The following is a 14,545-nucleotide window of genomic DNA, read 5'->3' as shown; positions in this document are numbered from 1 at the left end:
GCCGCACGCAGCGCGGCGCTTGTGCGGCGGCCTGGCTTGCTGGACAAGGCGGGGGTCAAGCGCGGACACTTGAGCCGCTGAAATGATTCTGTTGTGAAGCCCTGATCTGATGACTCTTCCCCCCGGCATTCTGCCTGACCGCGCCCTGTCCGAAGCCGTCGCTCAGGGCTGGATCGCGTCTGATAAGTCGCTGGAAAACGGGCAGATCCAGCCTGCGAGCCTTGATCTGCGTCTGGCGCGCCGGGCTTGGCGCTTGCGGGCGAGTTTCCTGCCCGGACCTGCGCGCGCCGTGCTGGACTGCCTGGATGAAGACGTAGTGATGCACGAGCTCGACCTTGAGGGCGGGGCGGTGCTGGAGACGGGCTGCGTTTATCTGGCCGAAATTCAGGAAAGCCTGAGTTTGCCCGACGCGGTCGCGGCCTTCGCCAATCCCAAAAGCTCCACCGGGCGCCTGGATGTCTTCACCCGCGTGATCGGCGATCAGTCGAGCGCCTTTGATCAGGTGCGCGCCGGCTATCAAGGCCCGCTCTATGTGGAGATTTCCCCGCGCACCTTCTCGGTGCTGGCCCGCCCCGGCGACCGGCTGGTGCAGGTGCGCCTGCGCGCGGGCGAGATGACGGCGCTCGATGCGGTCACTCTTTCCGTCGACCTCAAGGCCGGGGACGGCCAGCCCGTGGGGTATCGCGCCAAGCGTCACAGCCCGCTCGTGGACCTGATGAAAGTCGGCGCGCACGATCCTGCGCGCTTCTGGGAGCCGATCTACGCCCCCAATGGCCGCATCGTGCTTGATCCCGGCGAGTTCTATATTCTGTGTTCGCGCGAAGCCGTCAGCGTGCCGGTGGATCAGGCCGCCGAAATGGCGCCCATCGCGCCCGAAATCGGTGAGTTCCGCGCCCATTACGCCGGCTTTTTTGATCCCGGTTTCGGCGTGGATGCGGCGGGCGGCGCCGGTTCGCGCGCCGTGCTGGAAGTGCGCGGGCGCGACGTGCCCTTCATCCTTGATCATGGTCAGGCCGTGGCCCGCCTCGTCTATGAACCGATGTCGTCAGACGTGAAAACGCCCTATGGCGTCGCCGGCTCGAATTATCAGGCCCAGGGCCTGAAGCTCGCCAAGCATTTCAAGCCGGGCTAGGACGCACACAGACACGTCCTGCGTCTGCTTGCTTGCCGGGTTTGTTCAATCTGATAAAAACAACGCGCTCAAGCGGGTGTAGCTCAATGGTAGAGCGAGAGCTTCCCAAGCTCCAGACGAGGGTTCGATTCCCTTCACCCGCTCCAGGCTTTTCCTGACATTGCTACCCAATCCCCTACCTGCGGCGACACGCCGGGTGTGCGGTTAACGCTTCCGGTGTAAGTCAGTCTCATGAGCGAGACCCGCGCGCCTTTCAAAAAACCCAGAAGCTGGCGGCGCCGGCTGAGGCTCTGGCGCGCGCGGCTCGACCGTATGGCGCGCGGGCCGTTGGCGCTTCCGGCGCTGTTTGCCGGCTCGGTGCTGGAAAGCACGCTTTTGCCCTGGCCGATCGAGTTTCCGCTTCTGGCGTACATGTTGCGCGGCCGCCGCCAAGTGGTCGAGGCGACGCTGGTGGTGACATTGGGGTCGGTGCTGGGTTGTGTGCTGAGCTATTGGGCGGGGCGTCTGGCGCTTGATCTGGCGGAGGCGTTCATCAGCGCACGGCCCGATCTGGCGGTGTCGCTGGAGGGTGCGCGGGCGCGGATCGACGCCTATGGCGCCTGGGCGGTGGGCGTGTCCATGCTGACGCCGGTGCCGGTGCAGCTGAGCTCGTTCGCCGCGGGCGCAGCGCTGATCCCGGCGCCCCTGTTTGTGCTCGCGGCGTTTTCGGGGCGGCTGGTGCGCTATGGCGCCATGGGCGTTTTATTGTTCATCTTTGGACGCCGCGTGCTCTGGCTGTGGGCGCGCCTGCCAAGCGGGCTGCGCCTTGTTGTGCGCGTCGGGGTGGTGGCGCTGTTCGCCCTGATGATGGGGGCGGCGATCATACTGGTCGCGGGCGGTGCTAGCGCGGCATGAAGCGCTGACCGGTTTCAAAACCGAAATGGCTGAACACATGCGCCAGCAGCATCATGAAAAAGACGCCGCTAGCGATGCTGAGCAGAGTCCAGGGAATAAGACGCGGCTTGAGCGGATTTGAGGGCCTGCCGCTGCGCCAGGCGGCGAGCGCGAACAGGCCGGCGGTGGCGAGCATGAGCAAGAGTGTGATCGGCAGCGTCATCAGGCGTTTCTCTGCGGGCGCGGGAAACGCCGTGTTGGGTCTTGTCCCACAGATAGGGCTGCCGGTGCAGCTCGCGCAAGGCCTTGAGCGCGGCGGGCGCCTGCAGCAACCAATAGGCAGGCATGCTGATCACAGAGCTGAGTGTCGGGTGGAAGCCCGCCCGGCGCGCGCCGGTGAACGCGCAGACCATGGCCGCGCCATAGGCGAAACCCATCATCAGCGCCCCCAGCGTCCAGAGCGCGACCCAACCCGGAACTAGCCCCAGAAGGGTCGCGCCGAGCGCCATCGCCAGCACGGTCGGCGCATGGATCAGCGCGCTGAGCATGTTGGCGAGCACGGTGAAGCTGAGGCTGAACACGCCGCCCCAACCCAAGCTGTCGATTAGTCCGCGCGGATCGCGCATATGCACCAGCCAGGTGACGAAATGGCCTTTCAGCCAGCGGCTGCGCTGATTGGTCCAGGCGCGGGGGGTGAGCGGCGCTTCCTCCAGCGTGCCCGGCTCGATTAGCCCGGCGCGCCAACCCTGGCGTCCCAAGCGAAAGCCCAGGTCTGCGTCTTCAGTGACATTGAACGGATCCCAGGCGCCGCACTGCTCCAGCGCGGATCGCCGGAACACATTGCTGGTCCCTCCGAGCGGCAGCGGCCAGCCCAGCCGAGACAGCAGCGGCAGGAGGGCGTGAAACTGGGTGGCGTATTCCAGCGCGAATTGGGCCGTCAGCCAGTTTTCTTCACGATTATACCAACCCAGCGGAGCCTGAACGACGCCCAGGCCCGGATTCGCCGCAAAGGCCTCGGCGGCGTGACGCAATTGCTGGCGGTGGGGCGAGTCTTCGGCGTCATAGACCGCAATCAACTCACCCCGCGCCGCCTGCAGCGCCATGTTGAGCGCGCGCGGTTTTGTCATCGGCCCCAGCGGGGGCAGGACCACGACGCGCAAGGCCTGCCGGGCCGCCAGCGCGCGGGCTGTGGCGCGTGTGGCCGTGTCATGGGCTTCCAGCGCCAGGATGATGTCGAGCTTGCGCCGCGGATAGTCGAGCCGCGACAGGGCGGCGATCAGACCGGGCAACACCTCCGCCTCGTCATACAGCGCGATGATGACGCTGATCACGGGCAGGTCATGGTTTGAAAGACGCGTGCGCGGCGCATAGCGCGCCGGGGTGAGGGCCGCGGCGAGCCGCAATGCGCTCAACATGATCACGCCCAGAGCGGCAGCCCAGAGCAGCGCGATCAGCACGAGCCCCTGAAACAGAACCGCCAACACCAGGATAAAACAAAGCGGTCCGATCACGAGCGCTGGGGGCGGGTTCAAGGCGTGTCCGGCGCTGGCCAGAGGATTGAGATCACGCAGGCCATAGGCGGCGGCGTGCAGATCAAGCGGTCGTCCGCTTCGAGCGGAGCGCGCGCGTCCTGAAAAAGCCGGTCTGATCACAGACGGCATGCCGCGCTCCCCCGTTGAGTACCAGCCGGGGCGTAGTTAATATTCTCTTAACAGGAGAATCAAGACTCTTTGGGGTTGAAATACAGGCGGCGCCGGTTTGCGGTCAGACGCTTGCCGTCCAGCAAGACATCGAATGCGGCGAAGGCGCTGGTCGGCCAGCCATAGGGCAGGTCGGAGGCGGCTTCGGCCTGACCGGCGAGCGTATGCACCAGGGCGCCGATGCCGGGATTGTGACCCACCAGCATGATCGCCTCTGCGCCCTGATCGAGCTGTTCGGCGACGGCGCGCTCCAGCATTTCCGGCGAGGCGTGATACAGCGCCATGGGATCAGTCACGGGCAGCTCGCCCAGTATGGCGCTGAGGCGTTTCCAGGTCTCGCGGGTCCGTCGGGCCGGGCTCACAAGAGCGTGCGTGGCCTTAACGCCCGCCCGGTTCAAGGCTTCGGCCGCCCGGTCGGCGTCGGCGACGCCCCGCTCGGTCAGGCCACGGTCAAAATCGTCTTCAGCCATCATACGGTCGACGGCCTTGGCATGGCGCATGGCGATCAGGAGGGGCATAGGGGCGAATCCTCATGCAAGGGCAATTACACGGCTTACGGGTTGCGTTGCACGGCAGCCCGCGCCAAGTAAAGCGGTGTTTGACGCCCCTCGCAAATGCTCTGATGGAGATGAATTATGGGTCTGCTGCTTGGCGATATCGCCCCGAACTTTGAAGCGGAAACCACCGAAGGCAAGATCAAGTTTCACGACTGGATCGGTGATGACTGGGTGGTGTTCTTCTCTCACCCCGCCGATTACACCCCGGTCTGCACCACGGAGCTCGGCTACACCGCCAAGCTGAAAGACGAATTCGCCAAGCGCGGCGCCAAGGCGATCGCTCTGTCTGTGGACCCGATCGCGGACCACCATGGCTGGGTCAAGGACATTGAAGAGACCCAGGGCGTGAAGATGAACTTCCCGATCATCGCCGACACTGATCGCTCTGTGTCCGAGCTTTATACGATGATCCACCCCAACGCCGATCCGAAAGTGACCGTGCGGGCCGTCTACATCATCGACCCGAACAAGAAGATCCGCGCCACCTTCACCTATCCGCCAAGCGCCGGTCGGAACTTCAACGAAGTGCTGCGCCTGATCGACTCCCTGCAGCTGACCGACGGCTACAAGGTCGCGACCCCGGTGAACTGGGAAGACGGTCAGGACGTGATCGTGGTGCCGTCCATTTCCGATGAAGAGGCCGACAAGCTCTTCCCCAAGGGCTACACCAAGATCAAGCCGTATCTGCGCACCACGCCGCAGCCTGACAAGTAAGGCTTTCAAAGCTTTAGAGATGAATGCGGCCGCTCCGGACATCGGGGCGGCCGTTTTTTTCATTTTCTGAGTAAAGGGTGCTTGACGTGAAGTGAACTTTACATCATATGTGAAGCACGCTTTACGCAAAGAGGAGGGCGTCATGTCTGCTGATGGTTTGAAAGCCCTGCCCTGGCTGGCGCTCTATGCGCTCGCCTTCCTGACCCAGCCAGCAGCTGAAGCGCCTAGTTCGCAAGAGCCGCTCGCTCAGGACAGGTCTCACAGTGAAGCGACGCAGCAACCGGGCATATGAACGCCCCGCCTCATGGCGCATAGAAAGGAACCATCATGAAACAGGGACAATCCATCCGCCGCATCGCCGCCTTCGCTCTGATCGGGCTGTGTGCGGCGTCCTGGGCCGCGCTGGGCCTGTCGCTCGCCTTTGACCTCCCACGCGCCTTGAAGATCTCCGCCGTCATCGCGGCCGCCTTCTCGACCGAAGCCATGATCTGGGGCGGCGGCGCGCTGCTGGGATGGACGGCGTTCGCCAACCGCGCTCGCCTCTGGAAGAAAATCACCGGTTCAGCGTAAAGTCTGCACCTTCATCAAAGGAAGCGCTCTTGAGCCGTCTGTTAGATTTTTTCATGCCTGAAACCGCGTCTGCGCCTCCCAAGGCGCGGGCGCGCTACATTATGCGGTCCTGCCTGGTGGGGCTCCCGCTGGGGGGGCTCGTGGGAGCGAGTCTGGTCGACGGTGTCCCAGACAAGGTTCTGGCCGTCGCGCCGGTCTTGATCATTATTCTGGTGTATGAGTTCAGCATGCTCATGCGGGCGCTGGATGAGCTGCAGTTTCGCATTCATATGACCGCACTGGCGCTTTCAGGCGGGATCGGGGCGACGTTGATGACAAGCTGGGCGATCCTTGTGGCCGTTGATCTGGCGCCCAGAAGCGATATTGAGCTGGTCTTTGGCCTGCCTGTGCTGGGGCTGGGCTATTACATCGCCCTGTTTTTCGTCTCGCGCCGCTACGCATGAAGAACCGTCTGAAAGATATGCGGGCTGATCTCGGCTGGAGCCAGGCGGCGCTGGCGGACAAGCTCGACGTCTCGCGCCAGACCATCATCTCCATCGAGAACGGCAAATATGATCCATCCTTGCCGCTGGCGTTCAAGATCGCGCGGGTGTTCGGCCAGCCGATCGAAGCGATCTTTGATGACGAACACAGCTGACCTCAGGGATACGGCGGCGACATGGCTCTCGGCCAAACCCGAGCTGCAAGCCTTTTCGGCGTATTTCAACGCGAAACAGGCTGGCCTCAAGGCGGCGGCCAAACAGGCCGTCGACACCTTCGCGGCCCAGCTGGAGCAAGCCCCGCTGGCGGAGGCGATCTCATTGGTGCGCACGCTTGATGAAGCAAGGCGTCTGTTTGGCGCAATCCCTGGCTTCATGCCCTATCCGGTGGCGATGGCGGCGAGCCGGGTCTGCCAGAGATGGGAAGAGGAAGACGCCGCGGCGGCGGATCCGCTGGTGTTCAGGGCCGGATTTGAATGGAACCCAGACCTGTTCGCACAGGCGTTGGAGCGCGACCCTCATCACCCGGCGGCCTTGCGTGGGCGCATTCTTGATCTGCTGCGGCGGGTTTCCGACGCGTTTCATACTGTCGAGCGCGGCGCCCTGTCAGAACCCGAACCTGATGTGCGCGCCACCATGCAGGCTCTCGCCACTCTGTGCGAACAGCTTCAAGCGCCGGACTTCACACAGGCCGTACTGGAAGAGCTGAACCTCTTTCAAGAGGTGCTGGCGGGCCTCGACGCATGGCGCGCCGCTGGTCAACCCGGGAGCTTCACCGCCTATATGCAGGCGCAGGGGCTGGATCTGAACGCCTTGCCGGGATTCTTCGCCTGATCCGCGTGCGCGTTCTTCGCCATCGCGTGTCGCTCAGCGCCCGCACAGTTGACCAAACCCGCTGGCGGTTCTACTTGCCCTGCTTCAATCCAACTCGCAGCAGGAAAAGAGACCCGCGATGACCGATTTCGCCGCGCTCGCCCAGAACGCCAAGGCCTGGCCCTTTGAGCAGGCCCGCCTGGTGAAGAAACGGGTGGAGAAAAGCGGGATGAAGGGCGGCGCGGTCATTTTCGAGACCGGCTATGGCCCGTCCGGCTTGCCGCATATCGGAACGTTTGGCGAAGTGGCGCGCACCGCCATGGTGCGCCACGCCTTTCGCGTGCTGACAGACGATCAGTATCCCACCAAGCTCATCGCCTTTTCCGATGACATGGACGGCATGCGCAAAGTGCCGTCGAACTTGCCCAATCAGGACATGCTGACGGCGCACCTGGGCAAGCCGCTGACCGATGTGCCCGATCCGTTCGGCACGCATGACGGCTTTGCTCAGCATAACAATGCGCGCCTGCGCGCCTTCCTCGACAGCTTCGGCTTCGAGTACGAATTCCGCTCCGCCACGCACGAATATCGCTCCGGCGCGTTTGACGAGGCGCTGATCCGGGCGCTCGAAAAGTTCGATGACATCATGGCGGTGATGCTGCCGACTTTGGGCGCGGAACGTCAGGCGACCTATTCGCCCTTCCTGCCGATCTCGCCGACCACGGGCCGGGTGCTCTATGTGCCGATGAAGGCCTTCGACGCCAAGGCCGGAACCATCACGTTTGAGGATGAGGACGGGACCGACATCACCCTGCCGGTGACGGGGGGCAACACCAAGCTGCAATGGAAGCCCGATTTCGGCATGCGCTGGGCCGCGCTGGGCGTGGATTTCGAGATGTTCGGCAAGGATCACCAGGCCAATGCGCCGGTCTATTCCAAGATCTGCCGCATCCTGGGCGTCGAGCCGCCGGTGCAATATGTCTACGAGCTGTTCCTGGATGATCAGGGCGAGAAGATTTCCAAGTCCAAGGGCAATGGCCTGGCGGTCGAAGACTGGCTGCGCTACGCGCCGCAGGAAAGCCTGTCGCAATACATGTTCCAGAAACCGCGTACCGCCAAGCGTCTGTATTTTGACGTGATCCCCAAGGCGGTCGACGAATATCGCCAGCATTTGCGCGCTTATCCGGATCAGGAACCGGCCAAACAGCTGGAAAATCCGGTCTATCACATCCATTCGGGCGAGCCGCCCAAGGCGGGCTCTGATATCGGATATTCCTTGCTGCTCAATCTGGTCTCGGCGGCGAACGCTCATGACAAGGCGACGCTGTGGGGGTTCATCGCCAAATACGCGCCGGATACCACGCCGGAAACCGATCCGTTCCTGGACCGGCTCGCGGGGTATGCGCTGGCCTATTACGAAGACCAGGTGAAACCGCATAAGACCTATCGCGCCCCGACCGATATGGAGCGGGCGGCCATGGAGGATCTGGTGCAGCGCCTGAAGGCGCTGGATCCGGGCGAAACCGATCCGGAAGTCATCCAGACCGAGGTATACGCTGCGGGCAAGAGCCAGGACTTTGAAAACCTGCGCGACTGGTTCCAGGCGCTCTATGAAGTGCTGCTGGGCCAAAGCCAGGGGCCGCGCTTTGGCGGACTGGCGGCGCTCTATGGTCTGCCGGGCGCGATCGCGTTGATTGAACGGGCTCTAGCAGGCGAGGATCTCAGTCAGGGTTAAGCCGAGATTCCCGTCTTGCCGATGACAGTGAAGCGCCGGGCGATAGCCCGGCGCTTTTTTATGCGCTCAAGCTCTCTTGCGTGTGATGGGAAGGCCTATTTGCCTGTAATTATTATTTTATTTGGGTTATCAACAGCCTTGCGATTTTTGTGACATAAAACTGAAAAATATCAAATTCAGCTAAGTCTTTATCAGAATTGCGTTTTTGATGAAGCGGTATAATCCGACATTTCTGATCGCAGCGGATGGTCCGGAATATTTTCTAATAAAAACAGTATTTTGTGCCGGATTAGGGATGTGTGAAGCTTGTTGCGCGGCCCTACTTTTCATCCGTATCCAGATGTATTACATTTATATGACTGTTGGGTGACAGAACAATAACCGAGACGGTCGTCGAGGCTTCAGCGCGCAGGATTCACCCCCCTGGTGAGGATCTGAACCGACCTTCCGTCCATAGAGCAATTCGTATTGCCGAGAGGCATGGCGGATTGCGACAGAATGAGGAGTGAACCCAATGAAGCATTTCATCAAAACCTTCGCGGCGGCCTCGGTCCTGGCGTCTGCCGGCCTGTTCGCGGCTTCCGCGCAGCAATCTGAAGAATTCACCTTTGCGGTGGATCGCGCCGAGCTGACCTCCCAGTCCGCTGTTCGTGTGGCGTATCAACGTCTGAATGCGGAAGCTGAACGTTACTGTGGCTCGCTGCCGCTTCAGTCCGACACCGAAATGGCCTATTGCCGGGCCGATGTGGTGGATCATGTGATCAGCGCCGTGTCCCATGAGGGGCTACAGGCGCTTCATGTGGAGCGCACCCGCGAAGCGCGCTACGTGGCTGACCGCGGCTAAAACCGATCGCCGACGCCGTATCTGCGGCACGGATCAAAACGGGCTCGTCAGCAAACGCTGGCGGGCCCGTTTGTTTTGCGGCTTGAGCGCTTGACGCTGCATGCGCCCTCTTCAATGCTCGGCCTGACACGGGCAGGGTGCGCCTGCCTTTTTTTATCCAGCCGGAGCGCCCTATGGACCACATCAAGTCCGCTATTCGCACGATCCCCGATTATCCCAAGCCAGGCATCATGTTCCGCGACGTCACCACGCTTCTGGGCGACGCAGGCGCGTTCCGCGCCGCAGTGGATGCGATGGTGTTTCCCCATGCGGGCAAGAAGATCGACAAGGTCGCCGGGATCGAGGCGCGCGGCTTTATTCTGGGCGGCGCGGTGGCGCACCAGCTTAGCGTCGGGTTCGTGCCGATCCGCAAGAAGGGCAAGCTGCCGCATTCCACGCTCAGCCAGAGCTATGAGCTCGAATACGGCACCGACGAGGTGGAGATCCATACGGACGCCATCAAGCCGGGCGAAACGGTGCTGATCGTGGATGACCTGATCGCCACGGGCGGTACGGCGGAAGCCGCGATCAAGCTGATCCGTTCGGCCGGCGGCGAGGTGGTCGGCTGTTCCTTCGTCATCGACCTGCCGGACATTGGCGGCGCGAAAAAGATTGAGGCCCACGGCGTGAAAGTCGCGAGCCTGGTGGCGTTCGAAGGCGAGTAGACTCTCCACTCACTCCGTACAAAAAAGCCCCGGAGCAGCGCTCCGGGGCTTTCTCGTTATCGGTAGGCCTTACGCCTATTCGATGAAGTCACGCACGTCTTGCGCCAGCTGCTCGATGGAGGGCTGGTGCAGATACATCATGTGGCCGGCCGGATAATAGGTCAGCTCGATGCGGTCCTGGTCGTAATAGCCAGGGCGATTGAACGTCATCTCGGTGGCGAAGAACGGCGTCGCCAGATCATAGATGCCGTTGGTGGCGAGCACCCGCAGATCCTGGTTCTGGCGCATGGCGCGCTCGAGCCAAACAGACGTGTTGACGTAATTATTGTTGCCGCCGGCGGGGCCAGCGTCCCAGTTCCACTCGCGCACGCCGCCCAGCGTGGTGTAGGGGCGGGTTTCATCCACGCCCAGAACGCGGGTGTAGTAATCCATCATTGCGGCGGTATAGGCGCCGTCAATGCCATAGCCGGACGGGTCGCCCTCCGGGCTGTCGGCCACGCCGATCGGCTCCACGCCTGTGAAGCGAGAGTCAAAGCGTCCCACGGACAGGCCCTGATCGCGCAGCAATTCGGTGCGGAACCGCGATAGCGTCACACGCATGTCGGAGCGTTCGATATATTGCTCTGACAGGCCGGTCAGCGCGCTCATGCGGGAGATGACGTCAGCCTTGCGGGCGGCGTCGATGTCATGACCGCGCACCAGCGCCGGCAGGTATTCGTCCGTTGCGAAAGCACGCGCGTCATCCAGGAAGGCGTCACGGTCATTGTTCCAGGCGGAGCGGTCCACCAGATTGTGATGCCAGGCGGTTGCGGCGTAGCCGGGGATCAGGCCCACATAGCCGATTTCATTGCCGGGATCGGTGGCGTCCAGGCGGAAGTCGAGCACCACGGAGATCAGCACGACGCCATTGATGGAGACGTCGTTCCAGCCCGCTTCAAGCTGGCGCATCAGCGCGCCGATGCGGGTGGTGCCATAGCTTTCGCCGAGCAGGTATTTCGGCGAATTCCAGCGCTGATGCTCGGTCAGCCATTTACGAATGAAGGCTGCGACGGAAGCCGCGTCTTCATCCACGCCCCAGAACTCTTCAGCCGGGTCGGTGTCGCCCAGAGCGCGGCTCCAGCCGGTGCCGACGGGGTCGATGAAGACGAGATCGGCCTCATCCAGAAGCGTTTCAGGGTTTTCGCGCAGGTCGAACGGCGCGGCGCCGTCATCGCGGGCGTCGCTGGGCAGCACCACGCGTTGCGGGCCGAACATGCCCATATGCAGCCAAAGCGAGGCCGAGCCGGGCCCGCCATTGAAAATGAAGGCCACCGGGCGGGTGCGTGGATCAGACACGCCCTCGCGCAGATAGGTGGTGGAGAAGATCGAGCCGGTAGGCTCGCCCTCGTCGTTTTCCAGATACGTCTCGCCAGCAATGACGCTATAGCGGATGCGCTCGCCGTCAGCGGTGACCTGGCCGGTGGATTCCCAGCGTTTCGGTTCTGGAATGTCGGGCGTCTCGTCCTGAGCCATGAGCGGGCTGGCGAGCATAAGCGCCGCGCTGAGCGCGGCGGCGGCGGTGCGGATCATATCCGTCTCCTTTTCCCCGTTTTTCCCGGCTCTTCGACGTCGCCGTCCGGGCCGGTGTTATAATAGTACGTTGTGCGGTCTTGGCACTTGTCAGGTCAAGTCCAGACATAAGGGCGAGCCCAAACGCAAACCGCCCCCGTCCAGAGGACGGGGGCGGCGCAAGGCGTTGATCTTAACCTTCGAAGGCGTTGATCAGCGTGCGCAGATGCGCGCGGTGCGCTTTGGCTTCGCGCGAACCCATCAGGTCGGGCATCCAGTCTGGGCCGACCCAGCCTTTGACGTCGTTGATGGCGGCGAGGGCGGCCGACCGGGCCACCGGCGCATAATCGCCGTTTCCGACAATCGAGATCAGCTGGCGCAGATACTCCACCTGCAGGTTCTGGCGATAGGTGTTCGGTTCACCGCGAATGTCGGCGGCGTACACCACTTGCGTCAGGTCCTGCAGATAATCGGCCACCGGATACTCCCCGCCATACTGGCGCGCATCATTCATACGCTCGAGCATGTTGGGATGCAGCAGATGCGCCATGACTGCGCGTTGCTGGTTGAACGCACGCTCATGAAGCGCCGGGTCTTCATCGCTGCCGAAATGATCAAAGAAGCGCCGCTGACGCTGCAGATGATCAAGATAGGCTTCTTCCGCAGCGAACGCGTCCGGACCGAACAGGGCCGCATCGAGCACGTCGAGCGCTTGTTCCTGCGTGTCGCGAGGAACCGGGATGAACGGCGTCTCGGCGCCGGGCTGACCCACCACCGAGCGGTTGTTGTAGATCCCGCCGATATGACGGCTGGCCACATTGGCGGCGCCGAAGCGCTGGCCAGAGAGCACCAGATAGCTCGTCAGAAGAGGCTGATAGGTTTCCCCTTCAATCTCGAAGTTTTCCGGCAGGGTGCGCAGGGTGTCGTTGATCAGCTCGACGCGTTGGCCGGCCCAGGTCACAGGGTCGGACGACAGGTCATTGATCATCACGCGCGGATCGGAGTGGCGGCCCGGCGAACGCAGGTCGTCGGCGTCATTGCCGAAAGCCAGCGCCGGATCCGTCGATTGCTCCAAAAGTGCGGGCAGGGCGTCCGCATCCGGGGTGTAGCCATAGCTGATCGCCCAGATGTCATAGGGCCCCGGGACTTCCTGGGAGTATTGCACGCTGGCGCCGTCTTGCATCGGCAGGTTCAGCGCCGGGTAATCCATGATGGAGCCGGTCACGGTCTCGCCGTTCGCCAGATCATCGAGCGAGATGGTGGAGGTCGCCCGCATATTGTGCATCAGGCCCAGCGTATGGCCGATCTCGTGGATCACGAGATAGTGCAGGGACTGACGGATCAGTTCGTTCATTTCGACCGTGGTCGCGCCTTGCGCCTGCAAGGCGGCGACGCCGGACAGCGTCTCCATTTGCAGATGTTCAGCGAAATTGCACATCGCGCCATGGGCGTCGTGATCATGTTCGATCACCGGCTCGCCGGTCGCTTCCGCCAGCTGCTCGGCTGGCAACCACTGGCTCAGGCCCGCCACGTCAAACAGCTCCGAATACCGGATGCGGTTCGTCATGAAGACGTATTCCAGCATGATGTCCGCGCCCATGATCTCGCCGGTGCGCGGATGGGTGAAGCTGGGGCCGTAGCCGCCGAAGGGCGGCGTGGGCGACGAGGTCCAGCGCAGCACATTGTAGCGAATGTCGCCGGCGTCCCAGTCTGCGTCATCCGGCTGGACCCGCACTTCCAGAGCATTGGAGAAGCCCGCAGCTTCAAAAGCGATGTTCCAGGTCAGGGCGGCGTCGCGAATAGTGTCACGCAGTTCGACCGGCGTGGTGTTCTCGATCCACCACACGATCGGTTCGACCGGATCGGAGATCTCGGCGGTCGGGTCCTGTTTGACGAGGCGCCAGCGGTTGATCACATCGTCATAGGGCGTGACGCTGGTGTCGGTCAGATTGGTGACGCGCTGGCCAAAATAACCCACGCGGAAATCGTCTGCGCGCGGCTCATAGCCCTCTTCGGGCAGGGCCAGGAAGCTGTGCTGCACCGTCACCGCCACGGCGCGAGCGTCGGTGATCTCGGCGCCGCCGCCATTGCGCGGGGAGTCCTCGGTGTAGACGTACTCGACGACCACATCGGTATTCTCAGGGTAGTTGCGAATGTCCAGAACGCGGGTGCGGTCACCGGACAGACGGCCCATCGAGAACGCGTCTTCGGCGCCGGGGCCGCGCGGAGCGTTAGGCTTGATTTGCGAAAGGTCTTCGCCGCTCAGAAGCGAATCAATCTGCACCAGGAACCGGTCCGGCGCGTCGTCTTCGCCTTCGGTTTCTGCTTCGATCTCTAGCACGGCCAGCGGCGCGCGAGTGATGTTGGCGCTGGAGGCGCGTGACAGCGCATTGTCTTCATCAAAGGAGAAGCTGGTGTTCTCGGCGCTGATCTCGATTTCGCCGTAATGGCGGGCGAACGTCAGAACGCGATTGTCGCGGAACTGACCGCGGAACAGGCCGGTGCGCGGCGCGCCGTCTTCAGCATAGGTGAAGTAGACGAATTCATCATCGAGCTGATCAGCGGCGATCTCCATATAGAGCGCGCCGTCTTCAGGGTTGCGATAGAGCGGAAACAGACCGTCGATCGTTTCAAACTCTTCGGTGAACCCTTCAATGGTCTGCGCTTCGTCCTCATCGCCCTCGTCTTGGGCGAATGCGGGCGAACCCGCTGTAATGGCGGCTATGGCCGCCGTGAACCACAGGCTGCAAAACTGCGACATTTCAAAGCCCTCCCCTCTTGATTGCCGTACAAAGATGACAAACTAGGCTGGAGATGGGGCGAGAGCAAAGTCGTGATCGGTTACAGTTTGGTCACATTGTAAGTCGCCCGTATAC

General features: G+C 62.4%; 15 protein-coding genes and 1 tRNA gene. 12 read left to right on the top strand and 4 right to left on the bottom strand.

Annotation, left to right across the window (positions count from 1 at the left end):
- Nucleotides 1-109: 109 nt before the first annotated feature.
- The 3 genes from G405_RS0104225 (at nucleotide 110) to G405_RS14945 (ending at nucleotide 2,026) form a co-directional block, all read left to right on the top strand.
- Nucleotides 110-1,132, top strand: coding sequence for a 2'-deoxycytidine 5'-triphosphate deaminase domain-containing protein (locus G405_RS0104225; protein WP_022700257.1), 1,023 nt, complete (start codon nucleotides 110-112; stop codon nucleotides 1,130-1,132).
- Nucleotides 1,133-1,204: 72 nt separating this feature from the next.
- Nucleotides 1,205-1,278: transfer RNA gene (locus G405_RS0104220), tRNA-Gly, on the top strand.
- Between the two features lie 85 nt (nucleotides 1,279-1,363).
- The gene (locus G405_RS14945) at nucleotides 1,364-2,026 is read left to right on the top strand and encodes a YqaA family protein (protein WP_084683402.1); all 663 of its coding nucleotides are present in this window, start codon (nucleotides 1,364-1,366) and stop codon (nucleotides 2,024-2,026) included.
- Nucleotides 2,027-2,094: 68 nt separating this feature from the next.
- Here G405_RS14945 and G405_RS14940 read toward each other — a convergent pair whose 3' ends face one another.
- A complete protein-coding gene (locus tag G405_RS14940; RefSeq protein ID WP_022700255.1) occupies nucleotides 2,095-3,666 on the bottom strand; it encodes a glycosyltransferase in 1,572 nt (523 codons plus the stop codon).
- 59 nt (nucleotides 3,667-3,725) lie between these two features.
- Nucleotides 3,726-4,223: a SixA phosphatase family protein gene (locus tag G405_RS14935; RefSeq protein ID WP_022700254.1), complete on the bottom strand. Its 498-nt coding sequence runs from the start codon at nucleotides 4,221-4,223 to the stop codon at nucleotides 3,726-3,728.
- Between the two features lie 117 nt (nucleotides 4,224-4,340).
- On the opposite strand from G405_RS14935, the gene G405_RS0104200 reads away from it, so the two are divergent.
- The 9 genes from G405_RS0104200 to G405_RS0104165 all read left to right on the top strand — a co-directional run bounded on the left by G405_RS0104200 (nucleotide 4,341) and on the right by G405_RS0104165 (nucleotide 10,121).
- Nucleotides 4,341-4,976, top strand: a complete 636-nt coding sequence (locus G405_RS0104200; protein ID WP_022700253.1) for a peroxiredoxin — start codon at nucleotides 4,341-4,343, stop codon at nucleotides 4,974-4,976.
- 142 nt (nucleotides 4,977-5,118) lie between these two features.
- Complete coding sequence (locus G405_RS16905; protein WP_156861350.1) at nucleotides 5,119-5,268, top strand: hypothetical protein; 150 nt, start codon at nucleotides 5,119-5,121, stop codon at nucleotides 5,266-5,268.
- Nucleotides 5,269-5,303: 35 nt separating this feature from the next.
- Nucleotides 5,304-5,546 (top strand): hypothetical protein, encoded by a 243-nt coding sequence (locus G405_RS0104195; protein WP_022700252.1) that lies wholly within the window; start codon nucleotides 5,304-5,306, stop codon nucleotides 5,544-5,546.
- Nucleotides 5,547-5,575: 29 nt separating this feature from the next.
- Complete coding sequence (locus tag G405_RS0104190; protein ID WP_022700251.1) at nucleotides 5,576-5,989, top strand: hypothetical protein; 414 nt, start codon at nucleotides 5,576-5,578, stop codon at nucleotides 5,987-5,989.
- On the top strand, nucleotides 5,986-6,183 hold the full coding sequence (locus G405_RS0104185; protein ID WP_022700250.1) for a helix-turn-helix transcriptional regulator: 198 nt from the start codon (nucleotides 5,986-5,988) through the stop codon (nucleotides 6,181-6,183). Before G405_RS0104190 ends, G405_RS0104185 begins: the two co-directional genes overlap by 4 nt.
- Nucleotides 6,167-6,859 (top strand): hypothetical protein, encoded by a 693-nt coding sequence (locus G405_RS0104180; RefSeq protein ID WP_022700249.1) that lies wholly within the window; start codon nucleotides 6,167-6,169, stop codon nucleotides 6,857-6,859. Before G405_RS0104185 ends, G405_RS0104180 begins: the two co-directional genes overlap by 17 nt.
- Nucleotides 6,860-6,977: 118 nt before the next feature.
- Nucleotides 6,978-8,573: a lysine--tRNA ligase gene (locus G405_RS0104175; protein WP_022700248.1), complete on the top strand. Its 1,596-nt coding sequence runs from the start codon at nucleotides 6,978-6,980 to the stop codon at nucleotides 8,571-8,573.
- Nucleotides 8,574-9,087: 514 nt separating this feature from the next.
- Entirely contained in the window at nucleotides 9,088-9,417 is a 330-nt protein-coding gene (locus G405_RS0104170) for a UrcA family protein (RefSeq protein WP_022700247.1), read from the top strand.
- 173 nt (nucleotides 9,418-9,590) lie between these two features.
- Entirely contained in the window at nucleotides 9,591-10,121 is a 531-nt protein-coding gene (locus tag G405_RS0104165) for an adenine phosphoribosyltransferase (RefSeq protein WP_028284521.1), read from the top strand.
- 75 nt (nucleotides 10,122-10,196) lie between these two features.
- On the opposite strand, the gene G405_RS0104160 is transcribed toward G405_RS0104165, so the two are convergent.
- Nucleotides 10,197-11,690: a S10 family peptidase gene (locus G405_RS0104160; protein WP_022700245.1), complete on the bottom strand. Its 1,494-nt coding sequence runs from the start codon at nucleotides 11,688-11,690 to the stop codon at nucleotides 10,197-10,199.
- Nucleotides 11,691-11,862: 172 nt separating this feature from the next.
- On the bottom strand, nucleotides 11,863-14,430 hold the full coding sequence (locus G405_RS0104155) for a zinc-dependent metalloprotease (RefSeq protein ID WP_022700244.1): 2,568 nt from the start codon (nucleotides 14,428-14,430) through the stop codon (nucleotides 11,863-11,865).
- Nucleotides 14,431-14,545: the final 115 nt, after the last annotated feature.

It is taken from the genome of Oceanicaulis alexandrii DSM 11625 (genome assembly GCF_000420265.1).
GTDB lineage: Bacteria > Pseudomonadota > Alphaproteobacteria > Caulobacterales > Maricaulaceae > Oceanicaulis > Oceanicaulis alexandrii.
This window is presented reverse-complemented; position numbering and strand designations above follow the sequence as displayed.

Bases quoted from the DNA above. Each gene is read 5' to 3' on its own strand.
- G405_RS0104225 (WP_022700257.1), top strand. From the start codon at position 110: ATGACTCTTCCCCCCGGCATTCTGCCTGACCGCGCCCTGTCCGAAGCC.
- G405_RS14945 (WP_084683402.1), top strand. From the start codon at position 1,364: ATGAGCGAGACCCGCGCGCCTTTCAAAAAACCCAGAAGCTGGCGGCGC.
- G405_RS14940 (WP_022700255.1), bottom strand. From the start codon at position 3,666: ATGCCGTCTGTGATCAGACCGGCTTTTTCAGGACGCGCGCGCTCCGCT.
- G405_RS14935 (WP_022700254.1), bottom strand. From the start codon at position 4,223: ATGCCCCTCCTGATCGCCATGCGCCATGCCAAGGCCGTCGACCGTATG.
- G405_RS0104200 (WP_022700253.1), top strand. From the start codon at position 4,341: ATGGGTCTGCTGCTTGGCGATATCGCCCCGAACTTTGAAGCGGAAACC.
- G405_RS16905 (WP_156861350.1), top strand. From the start codon at position 5,119: ATGTCTGCTGATGGTTTGAAAGCCCTGCCCTGGCTGGCGCTCTATGCG.
- G405_RS0104195 (WP_022700252.1), top strand. From the start codon at position 5,304: ATGAAACAGGGACAATCCATCCGCCGCATCGCCGCCTTCGCTCTGATC.
- G405_RS0104185 (WP_022700250.1), top strand. From the start codon at position 5,986: ATGAAGAACCGTCTGAAAGATATGCGGGCTGATCTCGGCTGGAGCCAG.
- G405_RS0104180 (WP_022700249.1), top strand. From the start codon at position 6,167: ATGACGAACACAGCTGACCTCAGGGATACGGCGGCGACATGGCTCTCG.
- G405_RS0104175 (WP_022700248.1), top strand. From the start codon at position 6,978: ATGACCGATTTCGCCGCGCTCGCCCAGAACGCCAAGGCCTGGCCCTTT.
- G405_RS0104170 (WP_022700247.1), top strand. From the start codon at position 9,088: ATGAAGCATTTCATCAAAACCTTCGCGGCGGCCTCGGTCCTGGCGTCT.
- G405_RS0104165 (WP_028284521.1), top strand. From the start codon at position 9,591: ATGGACCACATCAAGTCCGCTATTCGCACGATCCCCGATTATCCCAAG.
- G405_RS0104160 (WP_022700245.1), bottom strand. From the start codon at position 11,690: ATGATCCGCACCGCCGCCGCCGCGCTCAGCGCGGCGCTTATGCTCGCC.
- G405_RS0104155 (WP_022700244.1), bottom strand. From the start codon at position 14,430: ATGTCGCAGTTTTGCAGCCTGTGGTTCACGGCGGCCATAGCCGCCATT.